Here is a 20,934-nt window from a genome sequence, read left to right as displayed (position 1 = left end):
TCATGAAAGCGTTCCGTATCTTCACTGCCGGTCTTGCCGGTCTCGTGCTTGCCGCATCGGCGCATGCTGCTGGCGACGCCAAGCACCCGCATGCACCGGAGGGCGGCTGGCCGTTCGAAGGCGTCACGGGCCAGTTTGACCAGGCATCGCTGCAACGTGGCTATCAGGTGTACAAGGAAGTCTGTTCTTCCTGTCACTCCATGAAGCTGATGAGCTACCGCAATCTGGGTGAGCCGGGTGGTCCGTTCTACGATCCGGAGTATCCGAACCCGAACGACAACCCATATGTGAAAGCGCTGGCTGCCCAGAACGAGATTCTGAGCCCGACGCCAAACGATATTGGCGAGTTTGACTATCGTCCGGCAACGCCTGCGGACCGGTTCCGCAGCCCGTATCCGAACGTCAACGCAGCGCGCGCGGCGAACAATGGTGCGGCCCCGCCGGACCTGTCCGTCATCACCAAGGCCCGCCATGGCGGTGCATCCTATGTGTATAGCCTGTTGTCAGGCTATCCGGCCCCGGATGCATTCGTTGAGCGCGAAGTCGACGGCGAAACGGTCACCTATGTCGATATGTCCAAACTGGGCGGTCATGGTGGCCATGGCGAAGAGCATGCCGAGGGCCTGCTGAGGCTCAATCCGGGCCAGTACTACAACCCGTATATGGCTGGTGACACGACGCCGAACTATCTGGGCGATCCGCGTCACAACCCTCCGGGTGGCTTCTTGGCCATGCCGCCGCAGCTCATCGAAGGTCGCGTCGAATATACTGACGGCACACCGGCAACGGTTGAACAGATGGCGCATGATGTGGCGCAGTTCCTGGCCTGGGCCGGTGAACCGAAACAGACCAAGCGCAAATCCCTGGGTCTGGCCGTCATGGTCTATCTGGGCCTTCTGACGATCCTGCTCTGGTTCTCTTACAAGCGCATCTGGCGGAACGTAGAGCACTAGGCCAGAACCAGTATGACTGAATTGATAGCCATCCGCAGGGCAAGCCCGGCGGATGGCTTTCTCATTGAGGGGCTGACGCGCCGCATCTGGACGGGGCGGGTTTCTGCGGAATCCACGGTCTTTTCCGAAACGCCAGCCAGTGTCGCAGCGCAATTGGACGTCGGCGGCGGCGCCATCCTGCTGGCGGGGGAGACGCCAATCGGCTCCGGCCGCTGGGTTCCGGTGCCGGGCCCAGGCGGGCAGGGCCGCTGGATCGAGGTCAAGCGCATCGGTGTGTTGCCAGACTGGCAGAAGCGCGGGCTGGGGGCGGTGATCCTGGGCGAGCTGGAAGCGATGGGGCGCGAGCAGATGGCCGAAGGCACGCATCTGGCGGTACGTCACGATCAGGTGAGACTGGTCGACTTCTATGCCGGGCTTGGCTACGCCTTGGCGGATGATGTGGTGCTGACCACGCCCAACCCGAAATCTCCGCCTCCCATCGGGATGCGCAAATTCTTCAGGACTGACATATGAGCAAATGGACCCTCGGCATTATTGGCGGATCCGGCCTGTACGAAATTGATGGCCTGGAAGACCGCCGGGAAGAGCAGGTGGAGACACCCTGGGGCGCGCCATCCGACACGCTGGTGCGGGGCCGGATAGGGGAGGTGGAACTGGTCTTCCTGCCGCGTCATGGCAAGGGCCACCGCCTGACGCCAACCGAAGTGCCATACCGGGCGAACATCGCCGCGCTAAAAGCTGCTGGCGTGACAGATATTCTCTCCATCTCTGCCTGTGGCAGCCTGAAGGAGGAATATGTGCCTGGCCATTTCGTGGCGGCCGACCAGTTCATTGACCGCACCTTTGCGCGCGACAAGACCTTCTTTGGCGCCGGCATGGTGGCCCATGTGTCCATGGCGCATCCGATATGCCCGCGCCTGTCTGAACTGGCCGCACAGGCCGTTGAGGCCTCTGGCGCGATGCTGCACCGGGGCGGTACCTATATCGCCATGGAAGGCCCGCAATTCTCATCACTCGCCGAGTCCAAACTGTATCGGCAATGGGGCTGTGACGTGATCGGCATGACGGCCATGCCCGAAGCGAAGCTGGCGCGCGAAGCCGAGCTGCCTTACGCCATTTTGTGCATGGTGACGGATTATGATTGCTGGCGCGAAGAGACCGAAGCCGTCTCTGTCACCAATGTGCTGGAAATCATGGGCCACAACAGCGCAATTGCGCGCAAATCTGTTGTGAAACTTGCAGAAAGACTATCCGGAACGGAGCGTACACCTGATCCGAGCGGGACGGATACCTGCCTGGACTACGCCCTGATCACCGCCCCGGATGCACGTGACCCGAAATTGGTAGAGAAATTGCGGGTGATTGCAGGCCGGGCGCTCTGAGGCTAAGGTTTATCTTCAGTTAACCGGTTGTCGCGCGGGGGTGGCGCGGCGCCGGAAATGCGTTCAGGGGATCTCAGAATGAGTGAGACGCAATTCTACGGGTTTTTCACCGGCGGTCTGATGCTGCTGATTGCGGCGGCGCTATTGATCGCCTGGCAGCTGTGGCGCCTGCGCGAGGAAGAGCGTGATGGCGCGATTTCAGCGCTGGATGGGGTGAGCCATGAGATGCGCATCAATCTGCAGCGCATGGTCAATGAAATCGCCCAGATTTCCGAAACGCAAGAGGCTGGCCCGGACGTTCTGTTGCCAGTGCGCCACCCACAGCTGGACGGGGTGAACGCCTCCCTGATCCGTACGAACCGCAATGCGATTGCTGTGATCGGCGCGACCTATCAGGAGCTGGAAGCGCGCAAGATGGCATTGCGCGCCGTGCTCGCCCAGAAGCGGGACCTGACCTATGCGCTGGACGATGCCATGGACGCGACCATCAATGGCATCGCGACGCTATACATGTGGGAAGAGCATGGCGGCGTGCGCCCATCAGAGGCGGGCATTGTCCGCAGCTGGCATGTGCGTGACTGGATGAAGGGGCATGGCTTTGCGGCGCATCTGCTGCCCGGTCTGCATCTACGTGACGAGGTGGTGGAACGCCTGCGCCAATACGGCCTGCACCTGACGCCGCGGCCGCTGACCCATACCGCCCACGAATATTACAGCATGCAGTATGATCGGAAGGCCGATCCACACGCGCCCTTCTGGAAACGGCGCAAGCCGAAGCCGGAGGTTATGGAGCTGGACGCCGAAGATGAGGTCGAAGATCTCGATGATGAGGACATCGCCGAGGAGGCCGAAACGTTTGCCGATGAGGAACGGGCCCTCGAACGCGAAATGGACGACGAAGCGGATGTCCAGGAAGACGAGGATCTGGAAGACGACCTCGCCTATGCGGACGATGAGGACGAGGACAGCCCCAACGGGAATGGCCGCCTGCCGAATTAGGCCGTAGCCCTCCGCATTCTGCAGCTCAACGTTTCAGATTGCCGAAGATGCCACGCAGAATGTAGCGGACGATTTCCCGGCTGGCTGTGCGGGCGGCTTGGTTGCCGGCCTTTTCCAGGGAACTCATCCGGCGCGAGCTTCTGCGGGTGCGGGTTGAGCGTTTTTTCTTCTTCTCCAGCTCAGCCTTGGCCTTGGCTTCCTTCTTGGCGAGTTCCTCTGCCTGTTTGGCGGCTTTGGCCTCCTTGGCTTCCAGCACTTCATAGGCGGACTCGCGGTCGATGCTCGTGTCATACTTGCCGGCGACGGGGCTGGCGGCCTGAACCTGGCGGCGCTCAGTCTCTGTGGCCGGGCCGAGGCGGGAGGCCGGCGGGCGAACGACCGTCCACTGAACGACACTCGGCGCGCCCTTGGCGTCCAGTGTCGAAACCAGAGCTTCGCCAACGCCCAGCTGGGTGATGACTTCCTCTGTGTCGAAGGACTCATTCGTGCGGAAAGAATCGGCCGCCGCGCGCACGCCTTTGCGTTCCGACGGCGTATAGGCGCGCAGGGCATGCTGGATGCGGTTGCCGAGCTGGGCCAGCACGCTTTCCGGCAGATCACGGGGGTTCTGTGTGACGAAGAAGACGCCGACCCCCTTGGAGCGGATCAGGCGGACAACCTGCTCGATCTTCTGCAACAGGGCGTCTGGCGCGTCGTTGAACAGGAGGTGGGCCTCGTCAAAGAAGAAAACGAGCTTCGGCTTGTCCGGGTCGCCCACTTCGGGCAGCTGTTCGAACAGTTCCGACAGCAGCCAGAGCAGGAAGGTGGAGTAGAGTTTCGGGCTGTTGATGAGGCGGGTTGCGTCCAGCACGTTGACGATGCCGAGCCCGTCTGTGGTGGTGCGCATCATGTCCGACAGTTCGAGGGCCGGTTCGCCGAAGAAGAAGTCCGCGCCCTCGCGCTCCAGAACCAGCAGATTGCGCTGCACCGCGCCCAGAGAGGACGAGGCGATATTGCCATATTCTTGGCTCAGCTCCGCGCGGATTTCCTTGTCGCTCATATGGACGAGCAGCTTGCGGAGATCCTTCAGGTCCAGCAGCAACAGATTGTTGTCGTCAGCATATTCAAACGCGATGGTCAGCACGCCTTCCTGGGCTTCGGTCAGACCCATCAGGCGCGAGAGGAGCAGGGGCCCCATTTCAGAGATGGTCGTGCGGACCGGGTGACCATTCTCTCCGAACAGATCCCAGAACACAGTGGGCGAGCTTTTGTATTCATAATTCTCAAGGCCGATCTTTTCGGCGCGGGAGACGAGCTTGTCGTGCAGCTTGTGATCCTTGCTGCCGGGGACGCAGATACCGGAAAGGTCTCCCTTCACATCGGCGCAGAAGACCGGAACGCCGGCGTCAGAAAAGCCCTGGGCCAAAATCTGTAGCGTAACGGTCTTGCCGGTGCCGGTTGCGCCGGCAACGATGCCGTGCCGGTTGGCGATCTTCAGCAATAATTCCTGCGCCACATTCGGCGTGCCTGTGCCGTCTGTATCTGCCCCGCCGATAAAGATGGAGTCCGTCATGCTTGCCCCTTCAGTTCATTCCGCTTCGACGCTAGAGAATTCACCGGATTCGGCAAGAGTCCGGCTGTGCATTGCGCAGCCTGACCTTGACGGAAGATAAGGCTGCGATCACCGTGCGCCTTAAGATATGGGAGTGGGTATGGACAGGGCATCCAAAGTGGGAATCTGGATTATCGCCACCGGCGTGATCATCACTTTCCTGTATTATGGGCGCGGCATCCTCGCACCGTTCGCTCTGGCGGTTTTCCTGTTTCTGGTGATCGAGGGCTTTGCCTCTGTCATCGACAATTGGTCACGCAGCATCAAGATCGGGCTGGCCCGGGCCATCGCCATTCTCAGCGTGCTGGGCGGCTTCTTTGGATTCCTGGCCCTGATGGCCAATGGTATTGCCGAGTTCGGACGGGACGGGGGCGAATATGAAACCCGGATCAATGACATGATCGGGGATGCGTATGGCGCGCTGCACATGTCGAACGCCCCGACCCTGCAGGAGCTGTTGTTCAATGAGACCGGCCAGCGTTTCTTTGCGACGATTGCCAATGCGACAGGAGACCTCTCCGGCGATCTGGTGCTGATCCTGATCTATGTTGCCTTCCTGTTTTTCGCCCAGTCGTCCTGGACGCGGAAACTGGACAATATCTTCCCGGGGTTTGAGACCCGTCATCAGGTGCGCAAGATCGGCGATGAGGCGCGCCAGAGCATTGAGGTCTATTTGTGGACCCAGACCGTGATCTCTGCCCTGATTACCGTGCTGACCTATGTCTCTCTTTTGGCGCTGGGCGTGAAGAATGCGCTGTTCCTGTCGGCTCTGATCTTCGTGCTGAATTACATTCCGACTGTGGGCTCCATCATTGCCGCTCTGGTGCCGCCTCTGTTCGCTCTGGTGCAGCCAGACCTTCCGGCTTGGGTGCCGGGCGCGCCACCTCAGGACAGCTATATCTACGCCGCGATTGTTTTTGCGATGGTGAGTTTCTGGCAATTCTCGATCGGAAACTTCCTCCAGCCGCGGATGATGGGCGAATCCCTCAATCTTTCTGCACTCGTTGTACTGCTCTCGCTGGCCATATGGGGGGCGCTTTGGGGTATACCCGGAATGTTCCTTTCGGCACCGCTGACTGTGTTGATGATGATACTGTTTGCGCAATCACCGAGTACGCGCTGGATCGCGATCCTGCTGTCAGCGGACGGCAACCCACAGGGAAAAGGCGTTAAGCCAGACGTCGAAGATAGCAGTGAAGCTGCGTTATAGAGTGGAGGATTTTGCTGTTTCGTGGCAATTGAAACTCGATTCATGATCAAGAGTTTCGGATTGAGACTCAGACATCACTGAAATGTAATCCTTGCGGCCGGGCCAAGGGCTTGCTCTTCCTTGCCGCGACACCACATTATGCAATCAGGCCCTCCGCGTGCGTCCCCCCACCCAGCCTGCGGAATCGGCCTGTAGGGCCCGCCGGACACGTCCCCGTTCGGCGGGTCCGCTTATTTCGGGGGTAAGGTCTGACGATCCTTACTAATCTGATAGAACTATCAGTCAAGCGCCTTTCCTTGGGTCTAAACCGGTTTCATTTGTAACCTCTCGGTTGTCCTTGCGGGTTTAGCGGGGTAAGGGAGGGGGCATCGTTTAGATCTCTTGCGAGCACATTTTTCCATGACAGTCACAACCGCCCCAGCCGCTCCTGTCGAGCAGGTATCAGAGCAGATTCACAGGGAGTCGGGTCATGAAGACCTGAGCGGCCTGACCGGCCAGGATCTGGATGTCCTTGCCCGCGAACTGTGGGAGTGGGCAGAGCAGTCTGAGCCGGGCAAACAGGATGTCCGCATGCTTCTGGATGCGCAGGGCGCAGAGGGCAGCCTGTCGCGCTCTATCCTGGAAGCGGTCGGGCCGGACATGCCGTTCCTCGTGGACTCACTGCTCGGCGAGTGCGCGGCGCAGGGCTTTGAAGTGCGCACCCTGTTCCACCCGATTGTGCGGACAGGGCAGGGACAGATGATCTCTGTCATCCAGGTGCATTTGCCGATGCTGACTGCGGATGAGGCCAAGCGCCTTGAGGCCGGTGCACGCCGGGCGCTGTCTGACAATGCGCTCGTGGTGGCTGATTTCGAAGCGATGCGCCAGCGCATGAAATCTGAAGTGGAGCGCGTGGCAGAGCTTGAACATCTCAAGCCGGCAGAACGCGAAGAGGCTGTTGCCTTCCTGCAATGGCTGTCCAAGGAACATTTCGTCTTCCTGGGCTGCCGTGAATATGAATTCGAGACCGATCAGGACGGACATGTTCTGCCTGAAGAGCCGATCATGGTTGAGGGCTCCAATCTGGGCCTGCTGCGCGATGAGGACCTGAACGTTCTGTCGCGCGAGGCCGAGCCTCTGGTACTGACGCCGGAGATCGGCGCCTTGCTGGCCGAGCCGTTCCCGCTGATCGTTGCGAAGTCGACGCTGATGAGTCGCGTGCACCGCCGCGTGGCGTGCGACTATGTGGGCGTCAAGAAATATGACGCACAGGGACGAGTGAACGGCGAAGTGCGCTTCCTGGGCCTGTTCACGGCGGAAGCCTATGATGAGCCGGCCCGCGAGATCCCCTTCATCCGGCGCCGCGTCGCCAAGATCATCCAGGCCTCTGGCGCCACGCCGGGTGGCCATACCGAGAAGGCGCTGGCCAATCTGTTGGAGACCTGGCCGCGCGATGAATTGTTCCAGACGCAATCGCGTATTCTGGGGCCGATCATCATGGGTGCGCTGCACCTGATTGGCCGCCCGCGGACACGCGTATTCATCCGGCGCGACCAGTTCGACCGCTATGTCACGGCCATCGTCTATGTTGCGCGGGAAGCCTATGACACGGCTCTGCGCCAGCGCATCACGGACGAGTTGGTAACGTCTTACAAAGGTCGCATCACACGTTTTCGTCCGTATTTCGATTCCGAGACGCTGGTGCGGGTGCATTTCGAGATCTGGCTGAATCAGGGCCATCCGGAGCCGGATGCTGAAGCCCTTGAGCAGCGCATCGCCAATCTGGCGCGTACCTGGGATCAAGGCTTCCGCACCGCGCTGATGGGCGCGTCCCTGCCAAGCGATGTGCACAAAGGCGCGCGCGCATTCATCGGGGCCTTCAATGCGGCCTATCGAGAGGCCTTCAGCCCGGAAGAGGCGGTGCTGGACATTGCCGCTATGGCAGACCTGACAGCTGATCAGCCTATTCTGGCACGTGCTTTCCGGGGGGAAGATGCCGAGGCGGATACGGTCCGTATCAAGATTTATGCTCGCAATGGCTCGATCCCATTGTCGGCCTGTGTCCCGATCTTTGAGAAGATGGGGCTGTATGTTGATTTCGAGACCGGGTATCCGGTGCGGCCGGCGGAGAAACCGGTTAAGGATGCACCCGAAACCTATTGGATCCATGATCTTTCCATGCGTACGGCCTCTGGTGCGCCGCTTCTGATCGATGACATTCGTACCGCGCTAGAGGACGCTTTTGTGGCGGTCTGGGGCGGCCGTGCGGAGAATGATGGGTTCAACCGTCTTGTCCTGTCAGCCGGAATGAATTGGCGCGAAGCGGCGTTGATCCGCACGCTGGCAGGCTATCGCCGCCAGAGCGGCATGGAGCAGCCGCAGGATGTTCAGGAGACGGCGCTTGCCAGCCATCCACAGATTGCTCGCCTGTTGCTGGACATGTTCGATGTCCGCTTTGATCCGTCTCTGGACATGACGCTTGAAGCGCGCGCTGAAAAGGCAAAAGCCCTGAGGGGGGATATTGAAGATGCCCTGCGCAGCGTTTCTGCCCTGGCGGATGATCAGGTGCTGCGCCGTCTGGCCGACCTGATCCCGGCCGTCCAGCGGACGAATTACTATCAGACGCGCGAAGATGGTGCGGCACATGACTTCATCAGCCTGAAGATTGCCAGCCGGGAGCTGGAAGACCTTCCGGAGCCGAAGCCGTATCGCGAGATCTTCATGTCCAGCCCACGGGTTGAGGGGGTGCACCTGCGTTTCGGTCCGGTTGCTCGTGGTGGCCTTCGCTGGTCTGACCGGGCGTCTGACTATCGCACCGAAGTTCTGGGTCTTGTGAAGGCGCAGCAGGTGAAGAATGCCGTGATCGTGCCGGTCGGCTCGAAGGGCGGATTCTATCCCAAACAGCTGGCCGACCGGTCGGATCGCAATGCCTGGTTTGAAAGCGGGCGAGATGCGTACAAGGAATTCATCCGCTCCCTGCTGGGGCTGACGGATAATCTGGTGCACGGCGATATCGTTCACCCGGCTGATACGGTGATCTGGGATGGGGAAGACCCATACCTGGTCGTCGCGGCGGATAAGGGCACGGCGACCTTCTCTGACACCGCCAATGCCATCAGCGAAGAAATGGGCCATTGGCTGGGCGATGCCTTCGCCTCTGGCGGCTCTGCTGGCTATGACCACAAGAAGATGGGCATCACGGCGCGTGGTGGCTGGGAGGCGGTCAAGCGGCATTTCCGCGAGATGGGCCGTGACATCCAGACCGAGCCGTTCACGGTAATCGGTGTGGGCGACATGAGCGGAGACGTATTCGGCAATGGCATGCTGCTGTCGCCGGAGATTCGCCTGGTCGCAGCCTTCAATCACATGCACGTCTTCATTGATCCGGAGCCGGATGATGCTGCGCGCAACCTGTCTGAGCGTGAGCGGCTGTTCAATGCACCGGGCTCCAGTTGGGCCGATTATGACGTATCGCTGATCTCTGAAGGTGGCGGTGTGTTTGAACGGAGTGCGAAGTCGATCCACCTGACTGACCAGATCAAGGCGCTGACCGGCCTCGCCAAGGATGCCGTGACGCCGGATGAATTGATCCACGCATTGCTGAAGTCTCAGGCGGACCTGCTCTGGTTCGGCGGGATCGGCACCTATGTGAAGGCGGCGCATGAGAGCCACGCCCATGCTGGCGACCGGTCTAATGATGCGATCCGCGTCGATGCCAATGATTTGAAAGTGAAGGTCATCGGGGAAGGGGCCAATCTGGGTATGACCCAGGCCGCCCGGATTGAGTTCGCGTTGGCTGGTGGTCGTGTGAACACGGATGCGATCGACAACTCTGCCGGGGTCGATTCCTCTGACCACGAAGTGAATATCAAGATCCTGGCTGCTGAGGCGATCCGTCTGGGTCAATTGAAGTCACAGGACCGCAACGCATTGCTGGCCGAGATGACGGATGATGTGGCTGCGCTGGTGTTGCGCCATAATTACAACCAGACCTTTGCGCTGACACTGGCTGAGGCGACGGCCACGTACGATCATGATGCGCTGGAGCGCCTGATGGTCTATCTGGAAGGGCGCGGCGTTCTGAACCGTGAGCTGGAAGTTCTGCCGGATACGGGAGAGATGAAAGTCCGTGCCGAGAATGGCCAGGCCCTGACGCGGCCGGAGCTGGCCGTGCTGCTCGCCTGGTCCAAGATCACCCTGTTTGACGACATTGTCGCCTCCGATATCCCGGATGATCCGTATTTCGAGCAGGTGCTCAAGGGATACTTCCCGAGCCCAATCGATGGTTATGACGAGGCGATGCAGAACCACCGCCTGAAGCGGGAAATCATCGCGACGATCATTGCCAACCGCGTGATCGATATGGCGGGCCCGGTCGCATTGCTGCGCCTGAGGGAAGTGTCGAATGCAGACAATGTCGCGGTGACGCGCGGCCTTGCGGCAGCGCATGCCGTTTTGCATTTCGAAAGCTTCCAGAAAGAAGTGGACGCCTTGGACAATGCTGTCCCGGCTGAGGTGCAGACGGACCTTCGCTTGCTGGCCTCCAGCGCCATGATGGAAGCTGCTGTCTGGTTTGCGCGTACATATCCGACGCTGCATGTCGGCGAGATGGTCGCCAAGACCGAAGCCCCTCTGAACGAGTTCAAGGCAGCGCTCGCCTCCATCCATTCGCCATTCCCCGCAGCGCGTATCGAACGCACGGCCCGGGCGCTGATGAAGCGCGGTGCGCCGGAGGATCTGGCACGCTGGGCCGCAGCCATTGGCCATTTCGCGCAAGGCTTGCTGGTGGTCGATATGGCCGAAGACAAACCCTATGACGTAAAAGAAGCGGGAGAGGCCTTCTACATCATTGGCGACCAGCTGCGCATTGACCGCCTGCGGGCCTCTGCCCGTGAGGGTTTGAAGAAAGGCGGATACTGGGACCGGGTGGCTGGACGCCGGCAGATTTCTGAACTCGTCCGTATGCAGGCAGAAGCGGCCCAGAAAGCACTGGACATGGGCGGCGCCCATCAATGGCTGGATGAACGCAGTGAGGCCCGCAAGGTGCTGCTGCAGGAACTGGCTGCGCTCGGGAAGGACCGGACGTGGACGTTCGCCCGCTTTGCGCTGGCTGCAGATGCAGTACGCCAGTTCATGCGCGGCTAATCCGGCGTTTTCAGTTCATAAACAAAAACGGCGCCTGTCTCATGACGGGCGCCGTTTCTCATGACGGGCGCCGTTTTCTTTTGGCATGCCACCCGCCCCGTGAAGGGCGGATAGCTTGAGATTAGTTGTCTTCGAAGGCCGCTTTTACTTCTTCGGCTTTCGCTGCCTTCAGCGCGCTGCACAGCTGGCTACGCTCAACGCCCTGGGCCAGGGATCGCTCATAGCCGGGGATCTGGTCGGCATGGGATTCGAAGAAGGTGCTGGCCTCTTCGGTCTCTGCCGCAGTGCAGAAGCTGCCTGTGATGCCCGCAATCTGTGGCTTCCGGATTTCCGGGATCAGCGGCAGGATATTATCAAAGCTCGCCTTGAAGATGTTCCAGGCCGTGACCTGGTTCTCTCCATTATACATCGCACTGGTCATGACAGTGTAAACCTCATTCCCTGAGAAGCCATTGCCCTGAACGGCTTTCATGATGTCTGCCAGGCCGCGCTCATCGCTCTCGCTGGCGATGGTGCGCAGAATGGTCGCGCGCTCGGTTTGGTTCGTGGAGCTCTGCACATAGGCGATAGCCGCGTCATAGAAGTCCTGGCCGCCTTCCTGCACGCCGACCGTCATCGCGGCAGAGAGGTCTTCCGGCGCAATAGCTTTCGGGTCTGGCTCTCCATCCACGCCGACATAGGCCTTGGCCCGTTCGAAGAGGACCGCGCGTTCCTCCGGAAGATCGCCATAGGTGAGAAGCAGGCTGTAGAGTTCATCCCGCAGCAGGATGTCCTTCGGATCGAGCGCCGTTGCGGGCTGGGAGTCCAGCCGGTCTGCCAGAGGACCGAACACGCTCTGTACCCAGGCATGCAAGCCCGCCTTGTCGTCTGACGCCAGCAGACTGTCCAGCGTGGGAATGATGTCAGCTGCCGTGGCAACGGCAAAGGGGTGTCCGTCGACGGTGGCTTCGATCCCGTCCAGCAGGTCCTCAGTACTGATCCTGCCTGCCTTGAAGCCGGAGCCGAGGGCGTCTGCGAACATGATCTGCTCACCACCAGACAGCGTGGTCAGGTTTTCCGTCAAGGCGGCAAGGTTTTCAGGATTGGTGTCGAACCGCCAATAGCCGGTGCCACCGGCATTCGGCATGACCCAGTCGGCGCATGCGCCATCGAGCGGGATTTCCGTGGTCTGACCGACCAGCATCTGCCGCACAATACCATCGCCTGACGGGCTGCTGACCCGGGCGGCAAACGGGATATTCCAGGTCTGGGCGCCCGTATCGATCTGGGAGCCGAGCGGCGCGTAGCGTTTCTGCGTGACCGTAATGAGGCCAGCATCCGGGGCTTCACAGGTCACCTGGACGTCCAGTGCAGGAATTCCTGGCTGATTGATATAGCTGGTGAACGCATCGACCACGCCGGGCTGGCCGGAGCCCTCTGCCAAGCTTTGCATGAAATCATCCGCATCGGCCACGCCATCTGCGAACCGGCGCATGTGCAGGCGGATACCTTCCCGGAAGGCATCTTGGCCGAGATAGGTCTCGAACATGTTCAGTACACTGCCGCCCTTGCGGTAGGTAATAGCGTCGAACGCATCCAGAATATCGCCATTGGCGTTGATCGGGTTCCGGATCTGGCGGGCTGTGACAAGGCTGTCTGTGCCCATGGCCGTCAGGCCGGTCATGATCGGGGCAAGTTCCCAGCCGCCTTCAGGATCAATGGCGTTCATGGTTTTCAGGCTGATCCAGGTGGCGAAGGCCTCATTCAGCCAGATGTCATTCCACCATTTCGGCGTGACGAGGTTGCCGAACCATTGGTGGCCCAACTCGTGTGCGTGGGTGGTGAAGATGCCACGGCGATGGCTGAGGCTGGTCTGGTCATCAATCAGCAGGGCACCTTCGCGATAGATGATCGCCCCGGCATTTTCCATGGCGCCATACGCGAATTCGGGAACGGCGATCAGGTCCAGCTTCCCATAAGGGTAGGGATAGTCGAAATAGGATTCCTGCCACAGGACCATCTCATCCGTGATGTCGACGGCGTCTGAAAGCTTGCCGCTCTTGCCGATGGCCGCGAAGGCGCGAAGCGGGACAGGATCGCTGCGCAGCTCTGTCGCCGGAATGGGATTACCAGTGACCATTTCGTAGGGCCCAACGGCCAGCGCGAGCAGATAGCTCTGGATCGGACGGGTGGTGGCAAAGGCGTGACGGGTCCAGCCATCGCCCAGCTCTTCGGTTTCCGTCTCGGCCCCGTTGGCAACGACAGCCATGCCGGTAGGTGCGGTGACCGTCACGGTCCAGGGCGTCTTGAAGCGCGGCTCATCAAAGGAGGGCAGCATACGGCGTGCATCGATGGGTTCCATCTGCGTCGCCAGATAATCGGTATTGGACTGAACCGCTTTGTAGAGACCTGCGAGGCCCATATTGTAGGGCGCGGTATAATCCAGCTCCAGCGTCACCTTGCCAGCGGGCAGGGGGCTTTCAAAGTCCAGGCGAGAGACGCCGCCGGGGGCCTGGTCTCCGGTGAAAGTGGCCGGAATGATTGTGCCGTCTGCCAGAACGGCCTGCGCGAGCAGAATGTCCTGATCGACAGAATGGAGCCAGATGCGGCTGTGTGGGGCATTCAGATCAACATCAATCTCGACTGTGCCGGAGAAGCCCATTTCGCGGGGATCTGTTTTCAGGTCGAGTCGGTAAGCTGTCGGTGTGACACCCTCAGGAAGCTGACCGGCGGGCGGTGTTTCCTGACTGACAGGCTGTACGATCGGCGTGGGGGTGAGGCTGGCTTTGTCTGGGCTGGTGTCGTTCCCACAGGCTGCAAGGGCCAAAACCGAGGCCGCACCGAGCAGAACGGTGCCGAATCGCGAAAGTTTCATGTCAGGAATCCTGTCGTCACTTAAAGATGGTTTCGTTTCAAACATAAGACGTAAAAAAGCAAAAGTGCCTCACATATCAATTTAACAGCGTCTTCAGGCCTGTTATGAGATGATCCGAATATGAAACGGCTTTACCATTGGCCTCTTGATCCGGCCGGCCGGCTGGTCCGCCTCGCCCTTGGCGAAAGGGGGGAGGCTTTCGAGACATTGGAATCCCCGCCCTGGTCGCCGCATCCGGATATTTCCAGGCTGGCGCATGGCGCAGTGGCACCCGCAATTGTGGACCTGAAAACAGAGCCGCGCATGTTCGCCTGCGGCACACGGGCCATCTGTGAGCATCTGGCAGAGACAGGCGACGGAACGGCGCTGTTGCCGGAAAGTGCAGCAGATCGCGCCGAAGCCAGGCGCCTGTGGGCCTGGGTCGAAGCAGCGTGCGAGGAAGTCACCGATACGCTGCTGACGGAGCGTGTCATGCAATGGGTGCGGCGGGATCGCCAGCCGGATTCGGCCCGTTTGCGGCGGGGCGCGCATGCCCTGCGGGGGCGGCTGACCTTCATGAACGGGATGGTGGAGATCAATGGCTATCTGGCCGGACGACAGGTCTCTCTGGCAGATCTGGCTGCGGCGGCGCACTTGTCGGCCTATGACTATTTCGGCGATGTGGAATGGGACGCTGTGCCTGACCTGAAGGAATGGTATGCGCGCCTGAAATCGCGGCCCAGTTTCCGACCTCTTCTGGCAGACCGTCTGAAAGCGGTGCGCCCGGTTGCCCATTACGCAGATTTGGATTTTTGAGTTTTGCCCGATCCCCTGCACATACTCGTCAAGGACCTGGCCCGGTCCCTTGGCTTCGATGCGGTGGCGATCACCCGCGCGGATGAGCCCTGGCAGGCCGGCGAGCGGCTGGAAGCTTTCGTCGATGCGGGGCATCATGGTTCCATGGAATGGATGGAAACCACGCTGGAGCGGCGCAAGGCCCCAACGGCAATGTGGGCGGATGCCAAGTCAGCGGTTGTCGTCGCGCTGAATTATGGGCCGGATCATGATCCGCTTCTGACGCTGCAGCACAAGACGGTGGGCAACATATCCGTCTACGCACGGGGGAAGGACTATCACGACACGTTGAAGAAGCGCCTGAAGCAACTCGCGCGCGAGTTCGTGGACGAGAGCGGCGCGGAGGTGAAAGTTTTTGTCGATACCGCGCCGCTGATGGAAAAGCCGTTGGCGCACAAGGCTGGACTCGGCTGGCAGGGCAAGCATACCAATCTTGTCAGCCGCGAGCTCGGCTCGTGGTTCTTCCTGGGCGTGATGCTGACGGCGGCAGAGCTGGAGCCAGATACGCCGGAGACGGATCATTGCGGCAGCTGCCGGGCCTGTCAGGATATTTGCCCGACGAATGCATTCCCCGCGCCTTACACGCTGGATGCGCGGCGGTGCATTTCGTACCTTACGATCGAGCATGCCGGGCCCATTCCGCAGGAATTTCGCGCGGCCATGGGCAACCGAATCTATGGGTGTGATGACTGCCTGGCTATCTGTCCGTGGAACAAGTTTGCCGGGGCGGCCAATGAAGCGGCGTTTCATGCGCGCGCCGAACTGAAAGTGCCGGGCCTCGATGAGTTGGCGGCGCTGGATGATCAGGGCTTTCGCGACGTGTTTTCCGGCAGCCCGATCAAGCGGATCGGGCGCGACAGATTTGTTCGCAATGTCTGTATCGCCATCGGCAATTCGGGGGAGGCGCAGCTGATTTCCAGCCTGTTGCCGCTACTGCAGGATGACGTGCCTGTGGTGCGCGGCGCGGCGGTCTGGGCGCTTGGCCGCCTTGATGCCGCCCGATTTGCTGAACAAAAGGCGGCCCTGATGGATCGGGAAACCGATCCAGACGTTCTGGCCGAATGGATGATGGATTGATGAGCGGGTTTCTGACCTTTCTGAAGTGGGCCGTGCGTATTCTGGCGGGCATTTTCGTGGCGATTCACGTCTATGCTCTCGCGCTGATCTGGATGCCGGTGCCGGGCACGATATTGATGATGCAGCGCGCCATGGGAGGGGAAACTGTACGCCGGGAGCCTGTGCCACTCAGCAAGATATCTCCGCATCTCGTCCGTGCCGTGATTGCTGCCGAGGATACGCGCTTTTGTCAGCATGACGGTATCGACATGGAAGCCATCGAGAAAGCGCTGAAAGAGCGCCGTGAAGGCAAGGGCACGCGCGGAGCCTCAACGATTACGCAGCAGACAGCGAAGAACGTCTTCCTGTGGAATGGTGGCGGCGTGCCGCGCAAGCTGGGCGACATGTGGATGGGGGTTTTCATTGACCAGTTCTGGGGCAAGGCCCGGGTCATGGAAGTCTATCTGAATGTTGCCGAATGGGGTGACGGCCTGTTTGGGGCGGAAGCGGCCGCGCAGGCACGCTTTGGCAAATCCGCCGCAGACCTGACCGAGCGTGAAGCGGCCTTGCTGGCGGCGGTTCTGCCGAGTCCGAACAAATGGCGGGTCGATCCGCCGGGGCCTTATGTCAGCCGCCGGGCCGGGACATTACAGGCGCGCATGCGCGTCGTGCGCAGCCAGGGCCTCGCCGCCTGTGTGCTGGGGGCGTCTGAGCCTCAGCCTTCGCTTTCGCGGCCTCAGCCGAACCAGCCCGCGCCACAGCCCGAGGCTTTGCCGGACCTGCCAACCGCGCCGGAAACCGGTCCGGAATCTGATGAGATCACGGACCAGCCGGTGGATGAGGCTGCAGAAATTGATGCTGCTGATGAAGATGACTTCAACACCTTCCTGGAAGGTGCGCAGGAGCGGTTTGGTGAAGCGACCGACGAGCAAGTTGTGACGGATGAAGCGCCAGAGCCCCTGTCCCCGGAAGCAGAAGCGGCGCAATCCGAAACCATGGATGGCGGGCCGGTTGAGCTGCGCCCGCGCGATCTTGAGGCGGACGGTCTGGCAGAGCCGGAAGTGGATGAGGACTCGCCAGAGCTCTGAGACGCTTGAAGGGCAGGGGCCTTACGCCTTGTCGTCTTCTTCCGGTGGCGTGTCTGTGTTCTCCGCGACAGGCTCTGCGGCGACTGCGGGTTGAGGCTCTGAACCCGCACGTTTTTGCCGGGCGATCTCTACCTTCAGAGAGGAGTCCGGCTCGATATACAGCTCTTTGCGGCGCAGTGGCACGGACATGCCATTCTCGGTGAAGCGTTTCCAGACCTCTCGTAGAATGTTCGAGGCGACATTGGCCGTGCCATTCTGCGGGTCCACGATCCAGAAGCGCATTTCCAGCACGATGCACTCATCGGTGAAATCCTTCACGAGACAATTCGGGCTGGGCCAGCTGATGACGCGGTCTGTCGATTTGGCCGCTTCGATGACGATGTGGATCGCTTCCTCAAGGTCTGAGGTATAGTCGATGCGCAATTCCTTGTGGATGCGCACGCGCTTGTTTGAAAAGCTCCAATTGATCACCGTATCGGTCATCAGCTTTTCGTTCGGGATGAGGAATTCCTTGCCTTCTTGCGTCGTGATGGAGGTGTAGCGCAGGCCGAGCGACTCCACGACGCCGAATGTCTCGCCCACTTCGATCACATCCTGTGGCTTGATGGAGCGTTCCGAGAGCAGGACGATCCCGGAGACGAAGTTCGACACTACTTTCTGCATGCCAAAGGCAAAGCCGAGACCAATGGCACCGGAGATGACCGTCAGCGCGCCGAGCGGAATGCCAAGTCCCGCCAGCGTCAGCAGGACAGCTGCGACAAGGAATACGATCTGGATGGCATTGCCGATCAGGATGCGGATGGAGGGTTCCACCTTGGGCAGGTGGTTGACCCGTTTCTTCATCGACTTGGCGGCGCGGTTCGCCACGAACAGCAAGACTGCTGCGGTCATGATGGCCTGGAAAATGAAGACGGGGCTGATCCGCCGCTCGCCAAAGGGCGGACCGATGCCGGATAGCCAACTGACGACATCCGGCAGCACGCCCAGAGCGAAAAAGATCGCAAATGTCCAGGTCAGTACAGACGCAAAGCCGCGTAATTCTTCCGGAAGGAATGTCAGGGAGACGCGGATGACAAGCCAGGCAATGGAAAGCGACAGAGCCGTCCGGACAAGGATGACCGGATGGTCGATCATTCCCAGCAAGGATACCGACAGCGCCAGCATGATGGACCACATGGCCGGACGTACAGCCTTTTGCAGAACGTCCAGACCTTCCCGGCGCGGTGGTTCCACAAAGCGGCGCAGGGTGACGGTCACCGCGCGCTTGACCAAAGGCGTCAGCAGCGCGCCCAGCGACAGCGCTGCAATGATGCAGGCGATCTGAATGGCTATGGGGTAAAGAATTTCAGGCTGCTGGGCCTTGGTCTGGAGCCAGCCCACCGGATCATCCAGAAACGGGCGGACTGGCTCAAGCCATTTGAGGATTGGATTGACGATGTCCTCTACCGGCGGAAGGATGTCTTCGGTCGTCGCCGGGGCTACGTCCGTTGCTTCCGTTGCCTCGATCGGACGGCAATAGAGGTCTCCATCGCCGCCGGTGATGCACTTCTGATAGATGACGCCATCTTCTTCCAAGCAGGTCTCCGCCTATCAGACTGGGTCGTAAGGGAAGACGCTGGCCGAGGCGCCCATGTCGAAGAAACTCGCCTTCATGGCCGGCAGCGCCTGATCAAGCAGGCTTTCCGGTGTCCAGCCTTCCAGGCGCGCCAGGGATTTCACTGGGCGGGGCTGGTCGAACAGGACGACTTCATTGCCGCGCACGGCAAAGATCTGACCAGAGGTCTCTTTCGCCTTGTCCGCGCAAAGGGCAACGGCCAATTGGGCGACCTGGTCTGCGCGCATGCCATTCTTCATCCGTTCGACGCGCTCGGCGCCAGCCTCATCTTTCACAGGGATGGAGGCGATCATGCGGGTCCAGGCAAAGGGCGCGATGACATTGGAGCGGACATTCTTGCGTGCGCCTTCCATGGCGACGATGCGGGACAGGCCAACAATACCCATCTTGGCGGCGGCATAGTTTGCCTGGCCAATATTGCCGATCAGGCCGGAGGTGGAGGTGAACAGCACGAAATTGCCGTCTTCCTTCTCGCGGAACATTTCGATGGCGGCTCTGGTGACGTTGAACGTGCCGCGCAAATGCACGTCGATCACGCTGTCCCAGTCGTCTTCGCTCATTTTGTGGAACATGCCGTCGCGCAGGATGCCGGCCGGGTTGATGATGGAGTGCAGGTCTCCGAATGTATCCTTGGCCTGCTCGATCATGCCTTCGACGGCTTTCATGTCAGTCACGCTGTCAGAGTTGGAGACCGCTTCGCCGCCAGCGGCGCGGATTTCCTGTGCCACGGTTTCTGCCGGGCCTGCGCTGCCTTCATCGGCGCCGGTCAGGCTGCCGCCCAGATCATTGACGACGACTTTGGCACCTTCGCGGGCGGCCAGCAGGGCTGTCTCCTTGCCGATACCATTCCCGCCGCCGGTTACCAGGACCACTTTACCTTCCAATACGCCCATGGACGAAACTCCCTGTATTTTGTTGCAATCGCCGCCACCCTAGATGCGGGCTCGCAATGTTCAAGGTTTGAAAACGCTGCTGAGCCGGTTACAGGACATGCATGACCAAGACATATAAAGCCATTATCTGGGATTTCGGGGGCGTTTTCACCTCCTCGCCCTTCGACGCCTTCAATGTTTATGAGGCTGAACGCGGCCTGCCGAAGGATTTCATCCGTACGGTCAACGCCACCAACCCGCTGGACAATGCCTGGGCCAAGCTGGAGCAGAGCCTTGTCACAGCGGCCGAATTCGACGGCATGTTCCGCGCGGAGTCGAAAGCAATGGGGCATGAGATCCCGGGCGGCGAGGTGCTGAAATTGCTGTCAGGCGGTCTGCGTCCGCGCGTCGTCAAGGCGCTTGAGGTCTGCAAACAGCATGGCAAGGTTGGCTGCATCACCAATAATGCCCCGGTCGGGAAGGGTGTCTCCATGACCAATGATGAGGCAAAGGCCGAGCAGGTGGCGAAAGTCTTCACCATGTTCGATCATGTGATCGAGAGTTCGAAGCTGGGTATCCGCAAACCGGACCCGCGGATTTATGCTCTTATGTGTGAGGCGCTGGATGTCGATCCGGCAGAGTGCGTCTACTTGGATGATATCGGGCATAATCTGAAGCCCGCCAGGGATATGGGCATGACGACCATCAAGGTGCTCAGCGAAGACCAGTTGCTGGCAGACCTGCAGGCCGCCACGGGTTATGACGTGGTTTAGGGGCTTCTTTCTGGCGCTGGCCGGGGCGGGGCTGGCGCTTCTGGGGGCGTGTTCTCCGGCGGAGGGCGGGCAGCAGCCTGTCCTGCCGCAAGACAGCCTGACACAGCCCCCTCATGAGCGGCAGCCGGTTGTGCTGACCGAGGCAGCCTTACAGACGCGCGATGAGTTGTTGTCCTATGCGCAGGCGGGCTCTCTGACGCGTCTGTCTCGCAAGGCGAGCGAGTATGAGGATTTTATCTCGAATTTCGGGGGCACTCCACACCGCGAATTCTGGGACCTGATGCGCCGGACGGGGGTAGACCCGAATTTGAGATTGCGGACGCTGTTCGATATGCCGGTTGGCATGCGGCAGATCGATGGCGAGATATGGTATGTCTGGCCTGACCTGGCGGCGCGTGATGCGCATGATCTGATTCCGGAGAAGCTGACCTTCCAGGAAAGGCGGCGCTTGAGGGAACTGATCGGAGATGACGGGATTGAGAAGATACGCAAGGGCGAAGGATATCCCGGTATGCGCACAGCCATCGCTGGTAATGGGCGCTGGGTATATTACGTCCTGGGACAGGATGGAGAGGATTAGACC

Annotated in this window: 15 protein-coding genes; 11 read left to right on the top strand and 4 right to left on the bottom strand. The window is 60.3% G+C overall.

Annotated features, from left to right (window positions below; all coding sequences use genetic code 11):
- The first annotated feature begins 2 nt into the window (after positions 1-2).
- From HY29_RS03055 to HY29_RS03040, 4 genes are all read left to right on the top strand, one after another.
- Positions 3-953 carry a cytochrome c1 gene (locus tag HY29_RS03055; RefSeq protein WP_034791935.1) on the top strand — a complete coding sequence of 317 codons (951 nt, stop codon included), beginning with the start codon at positions 3-5 and terminating at the stop codon, positions 951-953.
- Between the two features lie 12 nt (positions 954-965).
- Positions 966-1,466 carry a GNAT family N-acetyltransferase gene (locus tag HY29_RS03050; RefSeq protein ID WP_034791934.1) on the top strand — a complete coding sequence of 167 codons (501 nt, stop codon included), beginning with the start codon at positions 966-968 and terminating at the stop codon, positions 1,464-1,466.
- A complete protein-coding gene (locus HY29_RS03045) occupies positions 1,463-2,335 on the top strand; it encodes an S-methyl-5'-thioadenosine phosphorylase (protein ID WP_034791933.1) in 873 nt (290 codons plus the stop codon). Before HY29_RS03050 ends, HY29_RS03045 begins: the two co-directional genes overlap by 4 nt.
- A 78-nt stretch (positions 2,336-2,413) precedes the next feature.
- Positions 2,414-3,334 (top strand): hypothetical protein, encoded by a 921-nt coding sequence (locus tag HY29_RS03040; protein WP_034791932.1) that lies wholly within the window; start codon positions 2,414-2,416, stop codon positions 3,332-3,334.
- Between the two features lie 25 nt (positions 3,335-3,359).
- On the opposite strand, the gene HY29_RS03035 is transcribed toward HY29_RS03040, so the two are convergent.
- Complete coding sequence (locus HY29_RS03035) at positions 3,360-4,886, bottom strand: helicase HerA-like domain-containing protein (protein WP_034791931.1); 1,527 nt, start codon at positions 4,884-4,886, stop codon at positions 3,360-3,362.
- Between the two features lie 139 nt (positions 4,887-5,025).
- Between HY29_RS03035 and HY29_RS03030 the strand changes: the two genes are divergently transcribed.
- Positions 5,026-6,135: an AI-2E family transporter gene (locus HY29_RS03030; protein ID WP_034791929.1), complete on the top strand. Its 1,110-nt coding sequence runs from the start codon at positions 5,026-5,028 to the stop codon at positions 6,133-6,135.
- Between the two features lie 399 nt (positions 6,136-6,534).
- A complete protein-coding gene (locus tag HY29_RS03025) occupies positions 6,535-11,259 on the top strand; it encodes an NAD-glutamate dehydrogenase (protein WP_034791927.1) in 4,725 nt (1,574 codons plus the stop codon).
- A gap of 121 nt (positions 11,260-11,380) precedes the next feature.
- Here HY29_RS03025 and HY29_RS03020 read toward each other — a convergent pair whose 3' ends face one another.
- Entirely contained in the window at positions 11,381-14,113 is a 2,733-nt protein-coding gene (locus tag HY29_RS03020; protein ID WP_034791925.1) for a M1 family metallopeptidase, read from the bottom strand.
- A gap of 120 nt (positions 14,114-14,233) precedes the next feature.
- On the opposite strand from HY29_RS03020, the gene HY29_RS03015 reads away from it, so the two are divergent.
- From HY29_RS03015 to mtgA, 3 genes are read left to right on the top strand one after another with little or no spacing between them, the layout of a single operon-like run.
- On the top strand, positions 14,234-14,908 hold the full coding sequence (locus HY29_RS03015; RefSeq protein ID WP_034791923.1) for a glutathione S-transferase family protein: 675 nt from the start codon (positions 14,234-14,236) through the stop codon (positions 14,906-14,908).
- 3 nt (positions 14,909-14,911) lie between these two features.
- Positions 14,912-16,024 (top strand): tRNA epoxyqueuosine(34) reductase QueG, encoded by a 1,113-nt coding sequence (gene queG / locus HY29_RS03010; protein ID WP_034791921.1) that lies wholly within the window; start codon positions 14,912-14,914, stop codon positions 16,022-16,024.
- Positions 16,024-17,091: a monofunctional biosynthetic peptidoglycan transglycosylase gene (gene mtgA / locus HY29_RS18790; RefSeq protein WP_155838188.1), complete on the top strand. Its 1,068-nt coding sequence runs from the start codon at positions 16,024-16,026 to the stop codon at positions 17,089-17,091. Before queG ends, mtgA begins: the two co-directional genes overlap by 1 nt.
- A 21-nt stretch (positions 17,092-17,112) precedes the next feature.
- Here mtgA and HY29_RS03000 read toward each other — a convergent pair whose 3' ends face one another.
- Positions 17,113-18,666 carry a mechanosensitive ion channel family protein gene (locus tag HY29_RS03000; protein ID WP_051601074.1) on the bottom strand — a complete coding sequence of 518 codons (1,554 nt, stop codon included), beginning with the start codon at positions 18,664-18,666 and terminating at the stop codon, positions 17,113-17,115.
- A 15-nt stretch (positions 18,667-18,681) separates the two neighbouring features.
- Positions 18,682-19,599 (bottom strand): SDR family NAD(P)-dependent oxidoreductase, encoded by a 918-nt coding sequence (locus HY29_RS02995; protein ID WP_034791919.1) that lies wholly within the window; start codon positions 19,597-19,599, stop codon positions 18,682-18,684.
- Positions 19,600-19,700: 101 nt separating this feature from the next.
- Between HY29_RS02995 and HY29_RS02990 the strand changes: the two genes are divergently transcribed.
- Both HY29_RS02990 and HY29_RS02985 read left to right on the top strand, forming a co-directional pair.
- A complete protein-coding gene (locus HY29_RS02990; RefSeq protein WP_034791917.1) occupies positions 19,701-20,351 on the top strand; it encodes an HAD-IA family hydrolase in 651 nt (216 codons plus the stop codon).
- Complete coding sequence (locus tag HY29_RS02985; RefSeq protein WP_034791916.1) at positions 20,338-20,931, top strand: hypothetical protein; 594 nt, start codon at positions 20,338-20,340, stop codon at positions 20,929-20,931. Before HY29_RS02990 ends, HY29_RS02985 begins: the two co-directional genes overlap by 14 nt.
- Positions 20,932-20,934 lie beyond the last annotated feature (3 nt).

It is taken from the genome of Hyphomonas beringensis (assembly GCF_000682755.1).
GTDB classification, from domain to species: Bacteria; Pseudomonadota; Alphaproteobacteria; order Caulobacterales; family Hyphomonadaceae; genus Hyphomonas; species Hyphomonas beringensis.
Note: the sequence above shows the minus strand (reverse complement) of the source record. Positions and strands in the feature narration are given on the sequence as shown.